Annotated in this window: 16 protein-coding genes; 7 read left to right on the top strand and 9 right to left on the bottom strand. The window is 45.0% G+C overall.

Annotation, left to right across the window (positions count from 1 at the left end; genetic code table 11):
* Nucleotides 1-19 precede the first annotated feature (19 nt).
* The 3 genes from HWQ47_RS02835 (at nucleotide 20) to HWQ47_RS02825 (ending at nucleotide 3,036) form a co-directional block, all read left to right on the top strand.
* Nucleotides 20-826: a phosphatase PAP2 family protein gene (locus tag HWQ47_RS02835; RefSeq protein ID WP_269969689.1), complete on the top strand. Its 807-nt coding sequence runs from the start codon at nucleotides 20-22 to the stop codon at nucleotides 824-826.
* Nucleotides 827-920: 94 nt separating this feature from the next.
* Nucleotides 921-1,397 (top strand): Lrp/AsnC family transcriptional regulator, encoded by a 477-nt coding sequence (locus HWQ47_RS02830; protein WP_269969688.1) that lies wholly within the window; start codon nucleotides 921-923, stop codon nucleotides 1,395-1,397.
* Between the two features lie 283 nt (nucleotides 1,398-1,680).
* Nucleotides 1,681-3,036 carry a sodium-dependent transporter gene (locus HWQ47_RS02825; RefSeq protein ID WP_269969687.1) on the top strand — a complete coding sequence of 452 codons (1,356 nt, stop codon included), beginning with the start codon at nucleotides 1,681-1,683 and terminating at the stop codon, nucleotides 3,034-3,036.
* Nucleotides 3,037-3,954: 918 nt separating this feature from the next.
* Here HWQ47_RS02825 and HWQ47_RS02820 read toward each other — a convergent pair.
* Entirely contained in the window at nucleotides 3,955-4,608 is a 654-nt protein-coding gene (locus tag HWQ47_RS02820) for a 2OG-Fe(II) oxygenase (protein ID WP_269969686.1), read from the bottom strand.
* 255 nt (nucleotides 4,609-4,863) lie between these two features.
* Between HWQ47_RS02820 and HWQ47_RS02815 the strand changes: the two genes are divergently transcribed.
* On the top strand, nucleotides 4,864-6,852 hold the full coding sequence (locus HWQ47_RS02815; protein ID WP_269969685.1) for a TonB-dependent copper receptor: 1,989 nt from the start codon (nucleotides 4,864-4,866) through the stop codon (nucleotides 6,850-6,852).
* Nucleotides 6,853-7,168: 316 nt separating this feature from the next.
* Here HWQ47_RS02815 and HWQ47_RS02810 read toward each other — a convergent pair whose 3' ends face one another.
* On the bottom strand, nucleotides 7,169-7,774 hold the full coding sequence (locus HWQ47_RS02810) for a TetR/AcrR family transcriptional regulator (RefSeq protein WP_269969684.1): 606 nt from the start codon (nucleotides 7,772-7,774) through the stop codon (nucleotides 7,169-7,171).
* Nucleotides 7,775-7,940: 166 nt separating this feature from the next.
* On the opposite strand from HWQ47_RS02810, the gene HWQ47_RS02805 reads away from it, so the two are divergent.
* On the top strand, nucleotides 7,941-9,035 hold the full coding sequence (locus tag HWQ47_RS02805) for an MBL fold metallo-hydrolase (RefSeq protein WP_269969683.1): 1,095 nt from the start codon (nucleotides 7,941-7,943) through the stop codon (nucleotides 9,033-9,035).
* Between the two features lie 162 nt (nucleotides 9,036-9,197).
* The gene (locus tag HWQ47_RS02800; RefSeq protein ID WP_269969682.1) at nucleotides 9,198-11,132 is read left to right on the top strand and encodes a hypothetical protein; all 1,935 of its coding nucleotides are present in this window, start codon (nucleotides 9,198-9,200) and stop codon (nucleotides 11,130-11,132) included.
* A 75-nt stretch (nucleotides 11,133-11,207) separates the two neighbouring features.
* Here the strand turns inward: HWQ47_RS02800 and HWQ47_RS02795 are convergent, their stop codons facing one another.
* The 7 genes from HWQ47_RS02795 to ilvC all read right to left on the bottom strand — a co-directional run bounded on the left by HWQ47_RS02795 (nucleotide 11,208) and on the right by ilvC (nucleotide 21,425).
* On the bottom strand, nucleotides 11,208-12,350 hold the full coding sequence (locus HWQ47_RS02795; protein ID WP_269969681.1) for a pyridoxal-phosphate-dependent aminotransferase family protein: 1,143 nt from the start codon (nucleotides 12,348-12,350) through the stop codon (nucleotides 11,208-11,210).
* 283 nt (nucleotides 12,351-12,633) lie between these two features.
* Entirely contained in the window at nucleotides 12,634-14,184 is a 1,551-nt protein-coding gene (gene ilvA / locus HWQ47_RS02790) for a threonine ammonia-lyase, biosynthetic (protein ID WP_269969680.1), read from the bottom strand.
* Between the two features lies 1 nt (nucleotide 14,185).
* Entirely contained in the window at nucleotides 14,186-16,036 is a 1,851-nt protein-coding gene (ilvD, locus tag HWQ47_RS02785) for a dihydroxy-acid dehydratase (RefSeq protein ID WP_269969679.1), read from the bottom strand.
* 387 nt (nucleotides 16,037-16,423) lie between these two features.
* Entirely contained in the window at nucleotides 16,424-17,347 is a 924-nt protein-coding gene (locus HWQ47_RS02780; protein ID WP_269969678.1) for a branched-chain amino acid transaminase, read from the bottom strand.
* A 64-nt stretch (nucleotides 17,348-17,411) separates the two neighbouring features.
* Complete coding sequence (ilvM, locus tag HWQ47_RS02775; RefSeq protein WP_269969677.1) at nucleotides 17,412-17,666, bottom strand: acetolactate synthase 2 small subunit; 255 nt, start codon at nucleotides 17,664-17,666, stop codon at nucleotides 17,412-17,414.
* A 78-nt stretch (nucleotides 17,667-17,744) separates the two neighbouring features.
* On the bottom strand, nucleotides 17,745-19,400 hold the full coding sequence (gene ilvG, locus HWQ47_RS02770) for an acetolactate synthase 2 catalytic subunit (protein ID WP_269971644.1): 1,656 nt from the start codon (nucleotides 19,398-19,400) through the stop codon (nucleotides 17,745-17,747).
* A gap of 543 nt (nucleotides 19,401-19,943) precedes the next feature.
* Nucleotides 19,944-21,425 (bottom strand): ketol-acid reductoisomerase, encoded by a 1,482-nt coding sequence (gene ilvC / locus HWQ47_RS02765; protein WP_269969676.1) that lies wholly within the window; start codon nucleotides 21,423-21,425, stop codon nucleotides 19,944-19,946.
* A 169-nt stretch (nucleotides 21,426-21,594) separates the two neighbouring features.
* On the opposite strand from ilvC, the gene ilvY reads away from it, so the two are divergent.
* Nucleotides 21,595-22,467: an HTH-type transcriptional activator IlvY gene (ilvY, locus tag HWQ47_RS02760; RefSeq protein ID WP_269969675.1), complete on the top strand. Its 873-nt coding sequence runs from the start codon at nucleotides 21,595-21,597 to the stop codon at nucleotides 22,465-22,467.
* Nucleotides 22,468-22,581: the final 114 nt, after the last annotated feature.

Here is a 22,581-nt window from a genome sequence, read left to right as displayed (position 1 = left end):
CTAAAAGGCATTCTTTTTGATGAAAGCACCTTCTGCAATCATTCGTTCCCCTATTGTCCCTATGATTTTTGGCTGGACCATTCTCGCTATCATACCGGCCATTTTACTGATGCTTAATACGTCACTCTTTCCGCTGATCCCCTTAAATTCGACACTGGCTAACCTTCTGTTTTGGCTAACCTCAACAGGCACTGCCCCCTATGGTGTTACCACAGTATTGCTGGTCTTACTCTTAAGCTATCAGCTGTTATCTAAACCGCAATTCATTAGCCTGTTTCTCGCTATTTCATTAGGCATGTGTACCACACTCACCTTAAACAGCTTTCTTAAGCCTTACTTCAATGAACCTAGGCCCAATGCTGCCTGGTTAGCGTCACAATATCAGCTTGATATTGACAATTTTTACTCGTTACCTAAGTTGCAACGAAAAGCTGAGATGAGCAACGCACTAGATAGACTCGAACATGCCCATTCAGAGCATGTCCTCTCTCCTTTGGTTAAACAGCATTGGAAACATGAAGTGGGTTTTGCTTTCCCCTCTGGCCACACACTATTTGCGCTGACCTTAACCATGATCGCCAGCTACTATCTTCTACTCGCTGGTAACCTTGTTCTGCCTGGTTTGTTGTTTCTCTGGAGCATAGGCATGGGGTTTAGCCGTATGCTACTTGGCATGCATTGGTCTCAAGATGTGCTTGCCTCTACAATTCTTGGCGGTGGGATTGGTCTACTTTCAATCTTCGTGGTACATAAAGGCTTTCCCTATTTGAGCATCTTCTACTCAGAGTTGATCAAAAGCAGAAATAAATTGGAAAACACTCAATAAAATGACAAGAGCCAGCTCTCTTCATTTTAAATTTAACGGTATGCTTAACTAATACCTATCGGTATAAGGTTAAAATAAATAGAGATCTACTGCTATGGCAGAGCTACAACTCGATAAAATCGATCTAGCCATTTTAACGTTACTTCAAAGCCAAGGTAAATTATCAAATCAAGAACTGGCGGAAAGAGTGGGATTATCAGCTTCACCCTGCTCCAGACGTGTAAAAGCCCTAGAGGAGTCTGGCTATATCGCTGGATATGCGACTCTACTGTCAGCTGAACATTTTAATCTATCACTCACCGCCTACGTTCAAGTCAGATTGGAAAGACATTCTAAGGCTATTTTAGAATCCTTTGAAAATACCATTGCAGGGTATGACGAAGTTCAGGAGTGCTGCCTATTAACAGGAAGTGATGCCGACTACCAACTCAAAGTCCTTATTGCCGATATGAAGGAGTTTAAGTTTTTCCTGCTTGAGAAACTCACAACGAATCCTCATATCTCAGGGGTCAAATCCAGTTTCGTGCTTAAACAGGTAAAGAGCAAAACCAGTATTCCACTGCCCTCTTAATCTATCTTCGGCAAGTTTAAAAGCTTGCCGGTGTGAGTTAACGTCCCGGTTATGAAATTAATTGAAACGCGATAATCTTGCGTCGTTCTCCACCACACCACCACCAAGGCAAGAATGTTTCACAAATAACACTCTAGAAGCAAAGATGAATCACAAAAACACGAATTAACGAGATTAAAGCCTAAGCACAAACACTTTCAAGCTATAAATCCTCATTGACCTAGCGTAGTAAACCTCTATCATGCCCCCTCTTGAAGAGAGAAAGAAAGTAAGTGAGATAAGCATGAGCAGTACAGAGTCCACCCATTTTAGTTCCAGAATAGGTTTCATCATGGCAGCCGCAGGCTCAGCCGTTGGTGTCGGTAATATCTGGGGTTTTCCCACACAAGCTGCAACCCATGGTGGCGGCGCTTTCCTGCTTGTGTATCTGGTGCTTATCTTAATTCTGGGTTATCCCATGTTGGTCGCCGAGCTGATGATTGGCCGCCACGGACAAACCAATCCCGCCGATGCAATGGCTAAAATAGGCACCGGAAAAGTCAATAGAAAAATAGGGAAAGCCATCGGTTTTATTTCAATTATTACCGCCACATTGATCTGTACCTTCTACACCATACTTTCCGGTTGGTTTGTCAGCTTTGCCTTAGCGCCGATAGCTGAAATGTTTGGCTTTACAGAGGTATCAGCATGGTTGATGGAGTTCTCCCTCTCCCGTAATTTAGTGTTCACGACACTGTTTATCCTGATGGTGATCTGGGTAATACGCCAAGGAGTACAAAAAGGTATCGAACTGTGGTCAAAAAGGTTAATGCCGCTATTGCTACTTATCCTAGTCATGGGCGTGATCTACATCCTAACTCAACCAGGGGCGATGACTGGATTAGAGGCATTGCTAGTACCTGACTTCTCTCGAATTTGGGATGCCGATGTGCTTATTGGTGCACTAGGGCAAACCTTCTTCTCATTAACTATCGGCACAGGTGCCATGATGGTTTACGGGGCATACCTAAATAAGAACGAAAACCTTGGTAAGCTTACTGCCTATGTCACGTTAACTGACACCAGTGTTGCTTTCCTCGCTGCCATGATGATCATTCCAGCCATGTATGTGGCGCAACACAATGGTGTGCAAATTTTTGCTGAGGATGGCAGTTTACTCAATTCCGATACCTTAGTGTTTACCGTACTGCCCGCACTATTTGATACCTTAGGCGGCACACTACAATACCTGTTGGCTTTTGTATTTTTCGTCTTGATGACCATAGCAGGCCTTACTTCCGCCATCTCGATTGTCGAAGTCCCCACCAGTTATCTGATGGAGAGAAAGTCGATAAACCGTAACAAAGCCACCTACTTAATTGGTGCCCTAGTGATCGTGTTATCTCTGATTGTGGTATTGAATTTCGATCAGCTGTTTAGCTTTATGATCACCTTGACCACGGAGCGAGCTCAACCTCTTATCGCACTGGGTATTGCTATCTATCTAGGCTGGGTATGGCAACGTAATGACTTACTCAAGGACATACAAGCTCAAGAGGGCGTTAACAGTAACAGCTTGTTCTGGCGCATCTGGCCACTGTATGTAAAGTACGTGTGTCCAGCATTGATCACGCTGATCATTATTCAGCTATTTACTTAGTAAGACTAAATAGTCTTAAATAAAAATGGCCCTATAGCGATATAGGGCCATTTTTTTATCTGTGAAGTCAAAACTGACTAACTTGTCGGAGAACAAGTTTAAGTATCACTTAGGTGGGTTCATTGGATGGTTTTGATGGTTTTGATGGTTTTATTGACGTCCAGATTTGGGACAAAGAAGCATGTTCACACTGACCCCACATGTTTCCCCGATTAAAGCAGTATCCCCCGCCTTGCCTATCCCATATTGCAGATAACAAAAAGCCTGAACGAAAACGCATCAAGCTGTTTTAATTAGCAAAAAAGCACCCACCCACTCAAGTGACTACTTATGAACATGGCATTTTATTCGAGTGAATACTTATTCAATTGATTATTCACTCGAATGACTACTTATTCAAGCGATTACTTTACCAACCAACTGCTTATTAAGTAATCTGTAAGATATCCCACTTAAATAGCTTTGTCTAGGTAGCTTAGACCGCTGCCACTTCCGCTGAAATAACCTAAAAATATATAAGGACAAGCATGGTTAACGCCCTGTATTTACCCGTTTCGATTTAAGCTCAATTGGCTACGCGATCCCTTTGTTCAAAAAAAATCTATTCACCACAGAGAACACGAAGGGCCACGGAGAAGTGCAACAGCAACAACTAAAGCCTTTATCTCTTGAATTTATAGCTGCCCGCCCTTCATCGCTTAAGTTCAAAAGAATGGATCCCGGAACAAGCCCGGGATGACGGCAATGGCAAATGCTCAGTGTTGCTTTTACTGTAAGCAACGCGTTCCTGTAGCCATAGGCTATTCCGTAAGCGAAGCGTTCCGTACTCAAGTGAGTCGCCCTAGCAAGTGAGCCTGCGAGCGATCTCGAAGCGTAGCGTCCTAGCCTCGCAGGCACAAAGTGCCGCCCTTCTTAGCCTCAACTCAGCTTATCTGACTTGCGTCTAAACCAGGTGGCGATAGAGTAGCGGTCACACTTAGCCGGTAACACTTCATGGGGGAACTCTTCACTCATGAAGACCACAATAGTACCGAAGTGTGGAGTAACTTTGACCAACACTTCATCTGAGTCATCGGGATAAACAAGAAGCTCGCCGCCACACTCTTCGCTCCAATCCTCATTCAAATAAGCTACCAGAGTTAAAATTCGGTTTGATTCACCGTGGAACGCGTCCTTATGCTTTTGATAAAAATCCCCTTCGCTATAGTGGGCGAAGTGACTTTCAAATTCTTCGAGCCCAAGAAAGAGAGTTCGATTTACATACTGCTTTAGCCCTTCTACCCAATCAAACCAACTTGCACCAAGCTCACTATCACCGACAATCCAACAGATTGCATCAGTGCGGATCTCATTATTCAGCATAAGCTCACTGCTTCGGCCTATGCCTGCCGCTTTAAAGTGAGTATCCGTTATCGCTTGAGCTCGAGCACTTAGCTTTCTAGCTAACTCAACTGGTAAGGCATTAGGTTTAATGCTGTAACCGTTAACAGCAATGTCCTGTGCAATAGATTCAAATAACGAGGTGTATTGATCCACGTTAGGATCTATCTCTAGCCCTGTATGTAGCGCCATGTTTTACTCATATGAAAGAGAAGAAAACGGAGTGTCTTCTTACGAATTCGAAAAGGACGTGGAGAGTAGTGATACTAGCATTTTTAAGCAAGCTTTTTAGATTAAAGATTGATCATCAATTTCTAACCTAGACTCTAAAACTGTGAGCCCCATCATTATCAGCTGTGACACATTGTCGCACTCAGTGGCTTAACCTTTGTTAACAAGCTGAAAATCTGCGAAAAAGAGCACACATTTTAAGAACCGAGTCTGGCAATGAACCGGCACAACCTGATATTAGCGTCAATCTTATCCTCTACAAGCTGCATGCTACTTCCCTTCACCACCTCAGCAGAAGCTCAGGGGTGTGACAAAGGTAGGTGCGATGAGCATATTGTCGTGACGGGAGAGCTGATGCGTGAACCGACTAAAGTGGTCACCGATCCCAAGAAGCCCAGATTGCCTTTGCCCGCCTATGATGGCGCAGGTTTTCTCAAAACCATACCCGGCTTTAGCATAGGACGTAAAGGTGGCGCTGGCGGCGACCCTTCCCTACGAGGATTAGGTGGATCACGTCTGAGTATCGTCGATGATGGTCAGCATGTTTATGGCACCTGTGGCGGACGAATGGATCCGCCTACGGCATATATCTACCCAGAAGCCTACGACAGCATTACTGTTATTAAGGGGCCACAAACGGTGAAGTATGGTCCCGTAGGATCGGCAGGAACCGTGCTATTTGAGAAAGATCGTCACAGCTTTACCGAACAAGATCTAGAAGGTCGAGCTAGCATCACAGGGGGAAGTTTCGACCGCAGAGATTATCTGGTTGAGTTAAAGGCAGGCGACGAGAAGTACTACTTTGATCTCGATATTAATCAATCGAGCAGCGATCACTACCAAGACGGTGACGGTAATACCGTGCAGTCGAGTTATGACCGAAATAACTATAATATTGCACTTGGATGGACGCCGACAGATACCAGTGTTATCGAACTCGCCTATGGTGAATCCAGTGGTGAAGCAGAGTATGCCGATCGAGCCAATAAAGCCCGCGAGATCAGCAATGAAAATCTCACGTTATTGGCTCAATTCGACTTTGATCTTGAACTCATTAGCGGACTTGAATTTCAAGCTTATGCCAATGAAAACGATCATATTATGGATCAGTTCGATCAAGGGATAAATTCAGGCAGTAATGTTAGTCGTAGTACCTCTGGTGGTCATTTTTGGTTAGACCTAACACCAAGTGATAACTGGCAAGCCACTGTTGGTATCGATTATATGCTGAGTACCCATAAAGGACGCGCCATCACCCCCGACGTCGATTTTGGTCTCGATGATCTGCTCTCAAAACCGTTTAAAGACAATATGCGTTATGAAAATAGCGGTCTGTTTATTGAGGCAAGTTACCTGATGCGCGCAGGAACCTTGTTATCAGGCCTTAGATTCGATCATTGGCAGACTGAGCTTTTTGTGGCGCAACAAGGCAAACGTACCGATGAGCTATTCAGTGGTTTTGTGCGTTATGAATACCTAACAGGCAACAGCCAATACTACCTTGGCGCTGGCCATGCTCAAAGGATCCCGGATTATTGGGAGATAATGAAATCAGGCTCTGATAATAGTACTGAAAAAGCCTTTGAGCTAAAGCCGGAAAAAACCACTCAGATGGATATAGGCTGGATCTACCAAGGTGATGTAGAGCTTTCAAGCTCACTCTTCTACGGCAAGATTGATGACTACATTCTTATTGACACTAATACCAAGAGTGCTTCAGCATACAATATCGATGCAACAGTCTGGGGCGGAGAGTTCGGCATTAGCTATCCCTTTACCGATAACTTATCGGCGCAAACCACCCTCAGCTATAGTCGTGGTGAAAACAGCAGTCAAGATACACCTCTTGGACAGATCCCACCATTGGAGGGACGCATCTCTCTCGACTATCAATACCAAGATTTGACCGCAGGTTTACTCTGGCGCATGGTCGCCGCACAAGACAGAGTCACACTTGGGCAGGGCAATATCTCAGGACAGGATCTGGGGGAAAGCAGTGGCTTCGGCACGTTAGCGATCAACGGTACCTGGAAACATGGTGATGCCATTTTGGTCAGTCTTGGTATCGAAAACCTATTCGATATCACCTATGCAGAGCATATCAGTCGATCAGGAGCTGGCAATGATGTACCAGGCAGTGAACCCATGTTTCAGGTTAATGAACCCGGCCGTACAGCTTGGATAAAACTGGATTACACTTTTTAAACCAATTTGAACTAACTCGCTGCGGGATACAGGCAGCGAGCTCATGGTAGTCAAAGCCTAACGAACCCGGCCGAACCGCTTGGACAAAACTAGATTACACTTTCTAAATCTATTTGAACTAACTCGCGGCGGGATACAGGCAGTGAATCCATGTAATCAAAGCCTAACGAACCCGGCCGCACCACATGGATTAAACTTGATTACACTTTTTAAGCTAAATCACTGCCAAGTAAAGACTTGTGAATTAAGATCCATCAACCATCAATAAGCTGGGAAATTCCCCAGCTTATTGCTCACAAACTATTGATAATTGAACTCAAGTATATTGCTTCAATATCATCTTTACCACAGTCTGCTTAATCCTGACGATCTCCTCATCAGAGGGGAATTCAGCCCCCTGCACCATCTGAGGCCAAAAACAGAAAGCTTTAATAACCCCAACGAATTGAGTCACGATAATCTCTGTATTTTTACAGTTAAGTGCACCGGTATCCATGGCACTTTGAAACCAAGTGTTTAGAGGTGTTTCCTGCTTACTGAACTCCTTCATTGCACCTTGGATAAGTTCTGGTGAATGCACCGCTTCAGCAATAATCACTCTAGCCATATCGATAAATGCCTGAGATCTTAAATGTTCAATCTCTATATCCACCAGCTTGCGTAGCTGTTCTTCAACAGAGATATCATTAGAAAAGCTAAAATACTCAAATGTACATAACAGTGCCATCATCTCCAATGTTATTGCGCTAAATAGCACCTCTTTACTTGGAAAATGGTTGTAAACCGTTCGCTTAGACACCTCAGCACACTTAGCAACATCATCCATACTGGTCGCCTTAAACCCTTTAGCCTGAAACTCAGACATAGCGGCACGTATGATCGCAGCACGCTTCAATTCAGAACGTGATATTTTTTTATCCATAATTTTCAATCTCTTGCTTTAAATACCTTGACTAAACAAATTTATTTTACACTGACCAGTTTACTTTTGCATACATTTAAGTAAACTACACTGTGTAGTTTTCTTAAATGTATTAATAATGAAACGACTTATTGCTATTACTTTACTGCTAATTTTTGGAGGCGCTATGCTAACTATGATCACTCCCTCAGATGAACTTAATCATCAAAAAGACAGGAGTACCCATCATAACGATAAGGGTGGCTACGTTAATACGGCTGCTGATTTCAGTGAAAACACCGCGATCCTGCCGCTGCCGCTGCCGCTGCCGCTGCCGCTGCTGATGCGTTACGTAACCGAGAAGCGAGTCGATGCTGAGCCAACTAAAATGCAGCCTATTATGGCACTGTCACATGAGCAGTTAACTAACCTGTCCAATGATAAAGATTTGGTGATCCGTCTGGGACACTCAAGTATTTTTATGCAGTTAGATGGTAAAAAATGGCTTATCGATCCGGTATTCAGCGAGCGCGCCTCCCCCTTTAGCTTTATTGGCCCTAAGCGTTTTCATCCAACGCCTATCTCACTTGAAGATCTGCCTGAGATAGATGGCGTTCTTATTAGCCACGATCACTATGACCATTTAGATAAGGCGACCATTAAACATTTAGCCTCAACATCTACTCAATTTATTGTGCCTTTGGGTGTTGATAAGCATCTATTGAAATGGGGCGTGTCGGCAGATAATATCCAGACTCTGGATTGGTGGAGCTCATTTAATCTTGGCTGCGTTAAGATCACAGCCACCCCGACTCAGCACTTTTCGGGTCGTGGTTTATTTGATAAAAACAACACTCTCTGGGCCTCATACGTGATTGAGTCTCAAGAAAACAAGATCTATTTTAGTGGCGACTCTGGCTATTTTGCAGGCTTTAAGGAGATTGGCGATCGCTTTAGTCCCTTTACCCTCACTATGGTAGAAACTGGCGCCTACGATGCTGACTGGCCCACAATCCATATGACACCAGAGCAGAGTCTTCAAGCTCATATAGACCTAAGAGGAGAGACCATGATGCCAATCCATAATGGCACCTTTGATCTCGCCTTTCACAGCTGGTATGAACCACTAGAGCGAATCGTTGAACTGGCAGAGGGTGCCGATGTAAAACTGGCAACCCCAATGATAGGACAGGTCTTTACTATTAATGATGCTAACCCACTAATTGAAAATCAGTATTGGTGGAGAACTGAGGAGCAAGCTGAATTGGCATTGGCGTTATAAAATATTGAAATTGATACAATTATGTTCTATGGCAGTATTTCCACATAGGGATTAAAATCTGTACACTCAGAGTCATAAATTATCAATCTATGACTCTTTTATTTATGGCTAATATGGGAGCATTCACCAATTAATTTTACTCCGGTTTAGGGAATAAACTAAGTGAAACGAACACACATTCATCTCATCTTAATCATCACTATAATAGTGACGATTGCATTGTATTTTTTATGGCCCAGCCCTCAAATAGCGCCGACTCACTCTACTCAGAATCATATTGAGACGAAGTTAAGCAAGATTGATATTGCTAAGAAAATAACAAAGAGTACGATTAATCAGCCCATTATCAGTTATCAGGAATGCAAGCAACTCATTGAAAATAACGATGTTAAAAGCAATGATTTTGGGCGTGAACAAAATTGGAGTAAATATCTAGATGAGGGGTATTCGGTTGATGAGATCACATCGGCAATCGATCACTTCTCCAATTCTAATTTCGCCGCGAGCTGGCGTGACGAACAATTAAAAAAACAATCAACACTTAGCCTAAATAATGTAAAGATAAATGCATTGTTAAGAATCGAAGTCCCTGACTTACCTGAAGATTTTATCGTTACAATCGCAGTTCCCATTCCGGCATTAGAAAACATTGCCAATTTAACCGAAAAAGCAGCACTACAACTGATAAAAGCAACTGAGTTAAACATTGATGATGTCGCTTGGTTAGTCGAGCAAGAAGGAATATCTCAACAAGTCTTAACTGAAGCCATAAATAAATTAGGTGATATGAACCAAATACTTGGTGATGACCTTATAGGACGTGAACAGCTGCTATTGATTGATGTTGCTGCATTTGAGGGACGGGATCATGTTGTCAGTCAACTATTACAACGACACAGCACTACGTCTAACGATCCTTACCTTGGTTCAACCATGGAACATGCTTTAGCCAAACTAACCTACGTACTAGGAAAAAACATTGAGAGTGATGCTGTTATTCGTCAGGTCAACATTATTGAACAACTACAAAGCCTAAATGCACCCGCCTTTTTCGATACACAAACCGATCAACTAGTATCAGGCTCCTACCCAAGAAATTATTATCAGTTTACTGAGGAACAACTCACCTCACTATCGGCTCACTATCAGCTAGACCTAACTCAAGTACAAACTAGAAAAAGATTAGCTTTCGACCCTGATGCAAAATTGGTCGTTAGACTCAGCCAAGAGCGAAATCGATTACTTGAGAAAGAGGCTTCACAAGAACAATTACTTTCCTGCCAAGCTAGAATTTCGGGAATTGATAAGAAATGGCAACCTGAAACATTTAACCACTATGTTATTCAACTCAAAAATGAAAATAGAGAAGTGAATGCAATCAATCTTAACGGTATCGATCCGGTATTAGCGCATTGCTTTATGGCAACTCAAACATCTCATCTTCGATTCTCCTACCCAAGAGATAAAGAGCTAAAGTCCGAAGTCTTTGATATACACCTTCGCAAGAATAAAATTCACGAGGCGATAAAAGCCATTGAATCAGCTAACTTAACAGAAGAGCAGCTACGATGGTTTTTCTACCAAATTATCCCGTGGGATGCAGCGTATTATCAGCCCCTTCAGAGTAGTCAACTTAGACAGGAACAGGTAGAATTCAAGCTCTTAATGATGTTTGGCCGTAACAATTCAGCATACTTCGAAAAGTTACATATCAATGGACTCGACATAACTGGAGCGGATCACACAGGAAAAAGCCTTATTTACCGTAGTGTAGAAAAGCGGAACCTAGAGCTACTTAGCTACCTAGTCAGTCAAAGAGCTGACTATCACTTTAACTCTATCGGCATAGACCCTTTGTACCTAATAATTGATTCAAGCTATTACTTCAAGCCAAATGCAGTATTAGATTATCTAAAGCAATTAATGCAGCTCTCACCACCTGTACACGACTACCATAGAAGAGCATTAGCACTGCTACGACTCAAATATCCTGAACTCTACCAGCAAATATCAGAACAATTTGACGAATTAACGATAACTGAGGATACCCCATTACCTCAGGCAAGCTGTTATGGTAACAACCTAAACTCGAGGTAAGCTGAACATATAAAAAATGCCAGTAAGTCTAACTTACTGGCATTTGAAATAGGGCTTATCTGGATAAGATAAGTACTAATTCAACACATCTTCCAATGCCTTAAGACACAGTGCGACGTTTTCGCGGCGAGCACCGTAACCCATTAGGCCGATACGCCACGCTTTACCAGCGAGGGCGCCAAGACCTGCACCAATCTCCAAATTATACTCCTCTAACAGCTGCTTACGCACTGCGGCATCATCAATACCCTCTGGGATATAGACGGCATTGAGTTGCGGCAAGCGTGAAGCCTCATCAACCACGAACTTAAGCCCTAGCCCTTCTAAACCTTGGCGTAATACTTGATGCATATCAGCATGTCGCTGCCATGCGGCTTCTAACCCTTCATTAGCAAGTAGACGAAGCGATTCATGCAGTGCGTAAAGCGCATTCACAGGGGCGGTATGGTGATAACTTCGCTTAGCGCTGTTATCGGCAGTACCACTCCAGTAACCCATGACTAAGGTTTGATCTAAAAACCAACTCTGCACTGGGGTTTTGCGTGATTTTATCTTCTCAACAGCAGCAGGGGAAAACGACACAGGTGACAGACCCGGCACACAGGATAGACACTTCTGGCTACCCGCATAAATGGCATCGATGCCCCACTCGTCAACCTTAAGCTCAACACCACCTACTGATGTCACAGCATCAACAATAGACAAACAATCATGCTGTTTGGCAAGTGCACATAAACGCTTTGCATCCGATAACGCGCCAGTTGAAGTTTCTGCGTGAACAAAAGCCAAGAACTTCGCGTCCGGATGCGCAATCAAGGCCGCTTCAACATCGGCAACCGAGACAGGCTCACCCCATTCGTTATCGACCACGACAGCGATAGCACCGACTCGCTCGACGTTTTGACGCATACGTTCGCCAAACACACCATTACGACAGACAATCACTTTCTCGCCCGCTTCGACCAAGTTAACAAAACAAGTTTCCATGCCAGCAGAACCTGGCGCAGAAACAGCGAGTGTCATCTCGTTTTCAGTCTGGAATGCATACTGTATTAGCGATTTAAGCTCGTCCATCATGCCAACAAATAGCGGATCTAGATGGCCGATGGTTGGGCGCGCCTGCGCGGCAAGCACTTCAGGATAGACATCGGAAGGACCTGGGCCCATCAAGGTTCTACGTGGGGGATTAAATGCGTCGATATACGGTGCTACTAACATCTTACTTCCTCAATAAAGCCTTCTCTAACAGAAAAGGATTAACTATTTGATGAGTATCTTGTCTAAAAACTTCATACTCGTTCCCTACGTATTAGATCGTTAAATCTAGAATCATTTTAGCTATTTACATTGTACCTTTTGGCATCTTATTGAACCTGAACGTCTTTCACAACTGGACTTAAGACTAACTCTATCGTAAAACCGTTAACAATTTCAAACTAGTGTTTGAAATTTAAGATAGCATAAAAAAGGACACAATTGCGTCCTTTGTCACTAACATCACCTAGTCTCTATTATCGAGGAAGAGCTTATAAGCTGGACTTTGCGTCTCCTCCTGATAAACAAAACCTAGCTCAGTTAGAAACTGCTGAAACCCAGCATAATCAGATTCAGGCACTTCAAAGCCCGCTAACACTCGACCATAGGCCGCACCGTGATTTCGATAATGGAACAAACTAATATTCCACTTACTCTGCAAGGTGGTTAGAAACTTGAATAGGGCACCAGGGTGCTCTGGAAACTCGAAACTAAACAGACGCTCCTCAAGCTCCTCTGGAGGATGACCGCCGACCATATAGCGTACATGCAGTTTAGCGGTCTCATCATGGGAGAGATCTTGCACTTCAAAACCGTCATTTTCCAGCCGAGCGATGATCTCATCTAACTCAACTTGTCCACCAGACAAACGAATACCCGCAAACACAACAGCTTTATCTCGGCTGCTGAAACGATAGTTAAATTCAGTCATTACTCGTTTTTCGAGTAATTCACAGAACCTTAAAAATACTCCCGGTCTCTCTGGCACTTTAACCGCTAAAATCGCCTCTTTTTGCTCACCGAGTTCACAGCGCTCTGAGACGTAACGCAAACTATGAAAATTCACATTGGCGCCACTCAAAATGGCGGCCACTTTCTCACCATTACCTTGAGTGCCCATGTACTTTTTAAGCCCTGCAAGTGCTAACGCGCCCGCTGGCTCGGCAATCGCACGGGTATCTTCGAAGATATCTTTCACCGCGGCGCAGATTTCATCAGAGGTTACTGTGATCATGCCATCCACATATTGTCGCGCCACTTTGAATGGCTCAACGCCGATCTGCTTAACCGCCACACCATCAGCAAATAAGCCCACTTGAGGCAATACCACGCGCTCACCCGCATCGAGCGCCGCTTTTAAACAGGCAGAATCTTCTGGTTCAACACCGATAATTTTAACTTGTGGCATCACAGCTTTATAAAACGCGGCGATACCAGCAATCAATCCACCGCCGCCCACAGGCACAAATACCACTTCGATATCGCGCTGCTGTTGCAACATCTCCTGCGCCACAGTGCCTTGACCGGCAATCACAGCTTCATCATCAAATGGGGCGATATAAACCCGCCCTTCAGTTTTTGACAACTCTTGGGCATAAGCACTGGCCTGATCGAACGCCTGACCGTGAAGTATCACCTCACCACCCAGACGCCTTACCGCATCCACTTTAATCTCTGGCGTGGTTTCGGGCATCACAATAATAGCGCTAAGTCCAAGTGCCGAGGCAGACATCGCCACACCTTGGGCATGATTACCTGCCGAAGCTGTCACCACGCCACACTCTTGCTCAGCTGAGGTTAGCTGTGAAATACGGTTATAAGCGCCGCGCAGTTTAAATGAGTGCACTGGCTGCATATCTTCACGCTTAAGAAACACTTGGCAGCCCAGACGAGCCGACAACTTATTCAAGCTTGAAAGTGGCGTCACTTTGGCAACATCATAAACAGAAGACAATAAGGTTTTCTGTAAATAATAATGGGCCAAATCTACTTCTGTGTGCGTGGCTAACTCGGTCATGTTAATCCTCCAGCATGGTGACATCTCTAACTGCACCTTTATCGGCACTGGTCGCAAGTAGCGCATAGGCTTTAAGGGCTAATGAGACTTCCCTTACACGACCCACTGGCTTCCACGCTTGCTTACCGCGCGCTTCCATTGCACTGCGACGAGCCGCCAATTCAATATCACTAATGGCTAACTTAATTGAACGTTCTGGAATATCAATCTCTATTCTGTCACCGGTTTCAACTAAGCCTATGGTGCCACCTGCCGCAGCTTCTGGCGACACATGACCGATAGAGAGGCCAGAGGTACCGCCGGAGAAACGACCATCTGTTATAAGTGCACACGCCTTACCTAAGCCGCGAGACTTAAGATAACTGGTTGGATACAGCATCTCTTGCATACCTGGGCCGCCTTTAGGGCCTTCGTAGCGAATCACCACCACATCACCAGCAACCACTTCACCATTTAAGATACCTGCTACAGCATCATCTTGGCTTTCATAAACTCGCGCCGAACCAATAAAGGTATGATTTTCTTCATCGACTCCCGCTGTCTTAACGATACAACCATCGATAGCAATATTACCGGCAAGCACCGCTAGGCCACCTTCTTGACTGAAGGCAAACTCACGCTTGCGGATACAACCAGCCACGCGATCATTATCGACGCTATCCCAGCGACAATCTTGGCTAAAGGCCTTCGTCGTAGGGATCCCTGCTGGGCCTGCTGAGAAAAACTTATGCACCGCGGCATCATCGCTTTGAACAATGTCCCATTTGGCCAATACGTCTTTTAAAGACTTACCTGCAACATGGTATGCGTCGTTATGGAGCAAGCCCGCTCTATCAAGTTCGCCCAAAATTCCCATTACGCCACCAGCACGATGCACATCTTCCATATGATATTCAGGCGTTGATGGGGCAACCTTACAAAGATGCGGCACTAGACGTGACAATCTGTCGATGTCGGCCATAGTGAAATCGACTTTAGCTTCGTGCGCCGCAGCTATCAGGTGCAATACCGTGTTACTCGATCCGCCCATGGCGATATCTAACACAGTGGCATTTTCGAAAGCATTGAAGTTAGCGATGTTGCGGGGCAGTGCGGACTCATCGTCATCTCTATAATAACGGGTCGCGAGATCCATGATGCGGCGACCCGCGTCGAGGAAAAGCTCACGTCTATCGGCATGAGTTGCGAGCATTGAGCCGTTACCCGGCAGCGATAAACCTAAAGCTTCAGTTAAGCAGTTCATTGAGTTGGCAGTAAACATGCCAGAGCACGAACCACAGGTAGGGCAAGCACTACGTTCGATTTGTTCACTGTCAGCATCAGATACGCGACTGTCGGCGCCAGCCACCATGGCATCAACCAAGTCCAGTTTGATGATCTTGTCAGAAAGCTTGGTTTTACCTGCCTCCATTGGACCACCGGAGACGAAGATGACAGGGATATTAAGACGAAGTGCCGCCATCAACATGCCTGGAGTAATTTTGTCACAGTTTGAGATACACACGAGTGCGTCCGCGCAGTGAGCATTAACCATGTATTCGACGCTATCGGCGATAAGATCACGAGATGGCAAGCTGTACAACATACCGCCATGGCCCATCGCGATGCCATCATCGACAGCAATTGTGTTGAACTCTTTTGCGATACCGCCCGCTTCTTCGATAGCACCCGCAACCAGAGAGCCCATATCTTTAAGGTGAACATGGCCTGGAACAAACTGAGTAAATGAGTTAGAAATCGCAATAATCGGCTTACCGAAATCATTATCTTTAACACCGGTTGCACGCCACAAAGCGCGGGCTCCAGCCATGTTACGACCTTCGGTACTAGTAGCTGAACGTAATTTTGGCATTGCGATTAATCCTTTTTGATAAGGTTCGAGGCTTTGATACTAGGTTCTAGGCTAGATTACTAGTTGGTTCTAGGTTCTAGGTTCTAGGTTCTAGGTTCTAGGTTCTAGGTTCTAGCATCAAGCTACCTGGCTGTGACCTTCAATTTTAATTTTACGTACTGAGATATCGATCTCAGCTTCTATGTTTGGTCTTAATCTTTCCGGCTTTCCGTGCGTGAGCCTGCGAGCGTTCCGTGATCCGTAGCGAAGCATTCGTCTCAGCTTTCGCTTTTCTAGTACCTTTCTTAGCTTTTCCTAGGGCCTAGCTCCTGCTTTCCTGACTTTTCCGTCAGTGAGCTTACGAACGTTCCGTTATCCATTAGCAAAGTATTCGTCTTTGCTATTAATTTATAACGGCTCTAACCAACCCCACTTGTCTTCGGTTTGACCAGTAAACAGGCCGAAGAAAGTGTCTTGGATCTGCTTAGTCACAGGGCCACGCTTACCCACGCCAATATCGATTCTGTCGACACTGCGCACAGGGACGATTTCGGCGGCGGTGCCGGTCATGAAGATCTCATCAGCAAGATAGAGGAACTCACGTGACATGGCCTCTTCTACCACCTCGTAACCTAAGTCACGGGCAAGCACTATAATGGAGTCTCGGGTCAGGCCCATTAAAATAGCAGCAGTTGCGGGAGGAGTGTAAATTTTCCCTTTTTTAACAACAAATAAGTTCGCTCCAGCGCCTTCACTCACTAGGCCATTTACATCGAGCGCGATCCCTTCATGGAAACCATTTCGTTTAGCTTCAGTGGAAATCTGGATAGAGGATAAGTAATTACCACCCGCCTTAGCACCAGTTGGTATAGTATTGGGTGCTAAGCGATTCCAAGAGCTCACAGCAACATCGACGCCAGCTTCCATGCTGTCTTCACCCAGATAAGCGCCCCAAGGAAACGCCGCCACCATCACATCACACACAGCGTCGATTGGCGGTGTGATCCCCATCCCTACATCACCATAAAAGGCCAACGGACGGATATAAGCACTCTTTAAATTGTTCTTATTGACGATATCACTGCAGGCTTTCATCAACTCATCGAACGAAAATGGAATTGGCATGCGGTAAATTTTAGCCGAGTCATACAAGCGCTCAACGTGAGGCGTGACACGAAAACCAGCAGGCCCAAGATGAGTATCATAGACACGGATCCCCTCGAAAACAGAAGAACCATAATGCAAGCCGTGGGACATCACATGGACCTTGGCATCGCCCCAAGGCATGATTTCACCGTTAAACCATATAAATTCTGCTTTCTTCGCGGTCATATCCTTTCCTCTATCTCTTATGTGCCAGTTTCTTCTGGCTTATAGGTTTATCTATCGACTAGAACTAGCTAACGAGCCTTTCAGATGTATGATGCACTAATGCGCTGCACTCAATCACATCGATAAGCTTATCCAACTGCTTAGTGAGTAGTTCTATACCACGCTCACTCTCAACCGTTATATCTAAGCCAGCGGTTTTATCGTTCGCTAACTGCATATTCATCTTGGTCACTTTAAACCCACGATGGCGTACGACTCTCAATACTCGCTCAAGCACCTCTGGACGCTGCTCTAAGATTAAATTCACCGTATGTTTCATCTCTGTATCTCCATCATGCTGTTCTTATGCAGGCCATTTTTTATCTGACAAGCTCACCAATATCTTTAAGCGACTAACCTAGGTCGATTTATCCATTTCTTCCATCATGTCACGATTCGATGCCCCTGGTGGAACCAAAGGCCAGACGTTATGAGCCTCGTCAATCCTCACATGTAACAAATAGGGACCTTCGCAATGAACTAGGTGATCTAACGCTGCTTCAACTTCGTCAGTATTGGTAATGGTGCGGCCAGGGATATCGAATGCCGATGCTAATGTGACAAAGTCAGGGTTATCGGAAAGATCCGTTTCGCTATAGCGTTCTTCAAAAAACAGCTGTTGCCACTGCTTAACCATACCCAACTTTTGATTGTCGATAAGCAGAATTTTAACCGCAAGTTTACGGCGTTTAATAGTCGTTAGCTCTTGGACATTCATCATAAAGGAGCCATCACCCGACACTACTACCACTGTAGCTTCAGGACGAGAAACCTTCGCGCCAATCCCCGCCGGCAAACCAAAACCCATGGTACCAAGGCCAGCACTGGATAGGTGATCTTCAGGCTTACGGAACCACATATGTTGAGCCACCCACATCTGGTGCTGACCCACATCGCAGCACACCACGCTGTCTTCTGGTAACTTCTCAGCCAAACGCTTGAGCATAGCCGGAGCAAATATCAACTCCCCAGGCCTGTCATAGTTCCACTGGTGTTCCTCTTTTAAGCGTGCGACTTCAGCTTGCCATGGAGCAATCTCAAGAGGTGTGGCTAACACGCGCAAGACCCGACGAAGATCACCATCAATGGCAACTTCAGGCATGCGAAGCTTGCCCAATTCAGCGGCATCAATATCGAGATGGATCACTTTGGCATGTTCAGCAAAAGAAGCTAAACGGCCGGTTACTCTGTCATCGAAGCGCGCACCAACAACAATCAATAAATCACACTCCTGTACGGCAATATTAGCCGCCTTAGAGCCGTGCATCCCCAACATGCCAAGATAACCTGGCGTATCATTGGCAATCGAACCGAGTCCCTTCAAGGTAGCCACCGATGGAACCCCGGTCACTTTGATAAATTTTCGCAGTGGCTCAACGGCGCCCGCCATGCCTACACCACCACCGACATACAACATAGGTCGCTTCGTTTGAGTTAGCAGGGTTAGCGCTTCATCTAGCTTACTGGTATCAAGCTCAGGCTCCTCAACACGCTCCTGAACTGGCGTTTTATATTCAAGCATACCGATCTGGATATCTTTTGGAATGTCCACTAATACAGGACCTGGTCGACCCGAAGCGGCGATCTCAAACGCTTTATACAAGGTTGGTACTAACTCATCCATTTCGGTGACCATAAAGCTATGTTTAGTGCATGACAATGACATGCCAAGCACATCGATCTCTTGGAATGCATCGGTGCCAATCACAGCAGTGGAAACTTGCCCAGTAATGGCAACAACGGGAACTGAATCAAGGAGTGCATCGGCCAAAGAGGTCACTAAGTTTGTCGCTCCTGGGCCTGACGTTGCGAAGCAAACCCCGGTCTTGCCACTTGCTCTGGCATAACCAAGGGCAGCAAAAGCGGCGCCTTGTTCATGACGACTTAGTAGATGTTCTACCGGTGCGCCGTAAAGGGCATCGTAGATAGGCATTATCGCGCCACCAGGATAACCAAAGATGTTGGTCACACCATGAGCGGTTAATACCTTGATCACAGCATCGGCACCGCGCATCATTTGACCTTGTTTATTCTGCCCTTGTTCCATCTGCATCTCTCACTCTTCTGAAGATATCGTCAATATTTGTAGGGTAAAGCCTTTGTCGTCCACTTTTCAGTGAGGCTTTAAACGAAAAACCCCCCGGTCCTTTCGGAGCGGGGGGTTGGTTGCAATCTTTACCTTAATTAGGTTGGTCGATATGCCATGCCTTGCCCCCGCTGTGATTTAATAATCACGACGTTAATAATCACAATAATGAGCAGGGCAGCTTGGTTAAACATTGTTGACCAGTTTCCTAAATAGTTTGCTTAAATTCAGTCTCTTCAATTGAAGAGCCATTAATCAATAACACAAAGCCAATAAAAAACACAACAAAAACCTTTTAACCTGAGTGAGAAAGTGCGCAGAGAGATAACAAAACTTGGCACTTTCACCCTAAAGTAACATCCTAACCTCTTCATGAAATTATCTTTTACTTCAATGACTAACTTGATATTTTTGTTTATTTTTATGATCAGATCCAATTTTCACATTGGATCTGTGTCTTTTCGAAATAGATTACTTCTCTTCAACAATAACTTGCATCGCAGTCATGTAACCGCGAAGTTCGGCGCCGATTTTCTCAACACCTGTTCCGCGAATCGCTGCATTAACTTCAATCAAACGCTGGTTATCAACACCATTACTGCTGTCATCTAATCCACGACCTAAAAGCTCAGAAGACATATTCTGTACATACTCTCGTAGCATTGGCACTGCAGCGTGGTTAAATAGATAACAACCGTATTCTGCAGTATCAGAGATAACAACGTTCATTTCATATAAACGCTTACGCGCAATAGTATTCGCGATAAGCGGTGTTTCATGCAGTGACTCATAGTAAGCAGACTCTTGGATAATACCTGCCGAAACCATCGTATCGAAAGCAAGCTCAACACCGGCTTTTATCATGGCTACAAGGAAGATACCTTTATCGAAGTAAGTTTGCTCGTCGATGTTTTCATCACTTAGAGGCGCATTTTCAAATGCTGTTTGACCGGTCTCTTGGCGCCATTTAAGCAGGTTTGCATCGTCATTTGCCCAATCAGTCATCATAGTTTTAGAAAATTCACCACCTATGATGTCATCCATGTGCTTTTCAAATAACGGCTTAAGAATAACTTTTAACTCTTCAGCCATCTCAAACGCTTTGATTTTAGCTGGGTTTGATAGGCGATCCATCATGTTGGTAATACCACCATGCTTAAGTGCTTCAGTGGTTGTTTCCCAGCCTTGCTGAATTAATTTAGCCGCATAACCAGGCTCTACACCATCGGCAACCATCTTCTCATAACCGAGAATAGCGCCAGTTTGTAGCATGCCACAAAGAATGGTCTGCTCACCCATAAGGTCAGACTTAACTTCAGCAATAAATGATGAATGCAGTACACCAGCACGGTCACCACCCGTTGCACTAGCGTAAGCCTTAGCAATATCGAAACCTTGTCCCTTAGGATCATTTTCAGGATGAACCGCGATAAGTGTTGGCACACCAAATCCACGCTTATACTCTTCACGAACTTCGGTACCAGGGCACTTAGGTGCAACCATGATAACGGTAATATCATCACGAACTTGCATCCCCTCTTCCACGATATTGAAACCATGAGAGTAAGAAAGCGTCGCGCCTTGTTTCATTAACGGCATGATGCGAGTAACAGCATCTGTGTGTTGCTTGTCAGGTGTTAGGTTCAGCACTAAGTCTGCATCAGGAATTAACTCTTCGATAGTGCCAACGCAAAAGCCATTACCCGTTGCTTTTTGGAATGAGGCACGCTTCTCTTCGATTGCTTCTGGGCGAAGTGCATAGGCGATGTTCAGACCCGAATCACGCATGTTCAATCCCTGGTTTAGACCCTGTGCACCACAACCTAAGATGACAATGTTCCAACCCTTAATGAAGTCACAGCCTGCACTAAATTCATTACGATCCATAAAGCGGCATTGAGCCAGCTGTTCTAATTGTTGACGCAAATTCAGAGAGTTAAAATAGTTAGCCATCTGATATACCACCTTTCGATTCGAATTTAGGAGAGTCGCTCAAACCAACGTGTTCGAGCAGCGATTGAATTCACTATAACGCATGCTTTTGATTGCTTAAAATGATATATTCGGGACACCACGTTGCGTTAATTGCAACGTAAAACAAAGTAGAAGGTAACTCTGTTCTGTGGATATAAAAACCATCAAGCTCTATCTACACCTATCAGAAAGTCTGCACTTCTCACGTACTGCTCAGGCGATGCACGTGAGCCCATCGGCCCTCAGTCGAGCCATGCAAAGGCTGGAAGATGAGGTGGGTGCCAAGCTGTTCCAGCGGGATAATCGCAGTGTTGCTTTAACCAGTGCAGGGGTCGAATACCGCCACTTTGCCGAGCAGACACTCGATCAGTGGACCAAATTAAAAACGAAAATAGATCCAAAACAAGACCTGCTACGTGGCAGACTCAATCTTTATTGCTCAGTCACTGCAGCTTATAGCCACCTACCCGGCTTATTAGATAGATTTAGACGTGAGCACCCGCTAGTCGAGATTGCCCTCACCACTGGAGATGCGGCGAACGCAGTTAATGAAGTGAAAAACAATCGTGCTGATATTGCCATCGCGGCGCTGCCAGATCCTTTTCCTGACAGTCTTCATTTCGCCAAGATAGATAATATTCCCCTCGTCATTATCGCCCCAACCTATCGATGCCGAGTACAAGAGTTACTCAGTGAATCTTATATCCCTTGGGATCGACTGCCTTTTATCGTTCCCGAACATGGACCAGGGAGACGCAGAGTCGATAACTGGTTTAAACAGCTTGGCCTCAGCCCCAACATTTACGCTCAAGTTTCAGGTCAAGAAGCGATAGCCTCTATGGTTGCCCTAGGCTGTGGCGTCAGTATCACCCCAGAAATAGTCATCGCCAACAGTCCTGTACGAGACCGCATACAAGTGCTCCCCTCCCCAATAGATATTCCTCCGTTTGAGCTCGGATGCTGTTGTAAGACTAAAAGCAAAGAGGATCCAATAATCTCCGCGTTCCTTAAGGTTGTTTAAATACCGAGTCTCACATCAGATGTGAAAAACAATCAAAATCAATCACTAACAAGAGATCCAGGTTCCTTAATAGTGTATTTAATCACGCAACGATCAGAATCATAATCTTCATCT

It is taken from the genome of Shewanella sp. MTB7 (assembly GCF_027571385.1).
Classification (GTDB): Bacteria; Pseudomonadota; Gammaproteobacteria; order Enterobacterales; family Shewanellaceae; genus Shewanella.
Note: the sequence above shows the minus strand (reverse complement) of the source record. Positions and strands in the feature narration are given on the sequence as shown.

What these genes read in the sequence shown, in the direction of transcription:
- HWQ47_RS02835 (WP_269969689.1), top strand. Translation starts at nt 20, where the DNA reads ATGAAAGCACCTTCTGCAATCATTCGTTCCCCTATTGTCCCTATGATT.
- HWQ47_RS02830 (WP_269969688.1), top strand. Translation starts at nt 921, where the DNA reads ATGGCAGAGCTACAACTCGATAAAATCGATCTAGCCATTTTAACGTTA.
- HWQ47_RS02825 (WP_269969687.1), top strand. Translation starts at nt 1,681, where the DNA reads ATGAGCAGTACAGAGTCCACCCATTTTAGTTCCAGAATAGGTTTCATC.
- HWQ47_RS02820 (WP_269969686.1), bottom strand. Translation starts at nt 4,608, where the DNA reads ATGGCGCTACATACAGGGCTAGAGATAGATCCTAACGTGGATCAATAC.
- HWQ47_RS02815 (WP_269969685.1), top strand. Translation starts at nt 4,864, where the DNA reads ATGAACCGGCACAACCTGATATTAGCGTCAATCTTATCCTCTACAAGC.
- HWQ47_RS02810 (WP_269969684.1), bottom strand. Translation starts at nt 7,774, where the DNA reads ATGGATAAAAAAATATCACGTTCTGAATTGAAGCGTGCTGCGATCATA.
- HWQ47_RS02805 (WP_269969683.1), top strand. Translation starts at nt 7,941, where the DNA reads ATGCTAACTATGATCACTCCCTCAGATGAACTTAATCATCAAAAAGAC.
- HWQ47_RS02795 (WP_269969681.1), bottom strand. Translation starts at nt 12,350, where the DNA reads ATGTTAGTAGCACCGTATATCGACGCATTTAATCCCCCACGTAGAACC.
- ilvA (WP_269969680.1), bottom strand. Translation starts at nt 14,184, where the DNA reads ATGACCGAGTTAGCCACGCACACAGAAGTAGATTTGGCCCATTATTAT.
- ilvD (WP_269969679.1), bottom strand. Translation starts at nt 16,036, where the DNA reads ATGCCAAAATTACGTTCAGCTACTAGTACCGAAGGTCGTAACATGGCT.
- HWQ47_RS02780 (WP_269969678.1), bottom strand. Translation starts at nt 17,347, where the DNA reads ATGACCGCGAAGAAAGCAGAATTTATATGGTTTAACGGTGAAATCATG.
- ilvM (WP_269969677.1), bottom strand. Translation starts at nt 17,666, where the DNA reads ATGAAACATACGGTGAATTTAATCTTAGAGCAGCGTCCAGAGGTGCTT.
- ilvG (WP_269971644.1), bottom strand. Translation starts at nt 19,400, where the DNA reads ATGCGCGGTGCCGATGCTGTGATCAAGGTATTAACCGCTCATGGTGTG.
- ilvC (WP_269969676.1), bottom strand. Translation starts at nt 21,425, where the DNA reads ATGGCTAACTATTTTAACTCTCTGAATTTGCGTCAACAATTAGAACAG.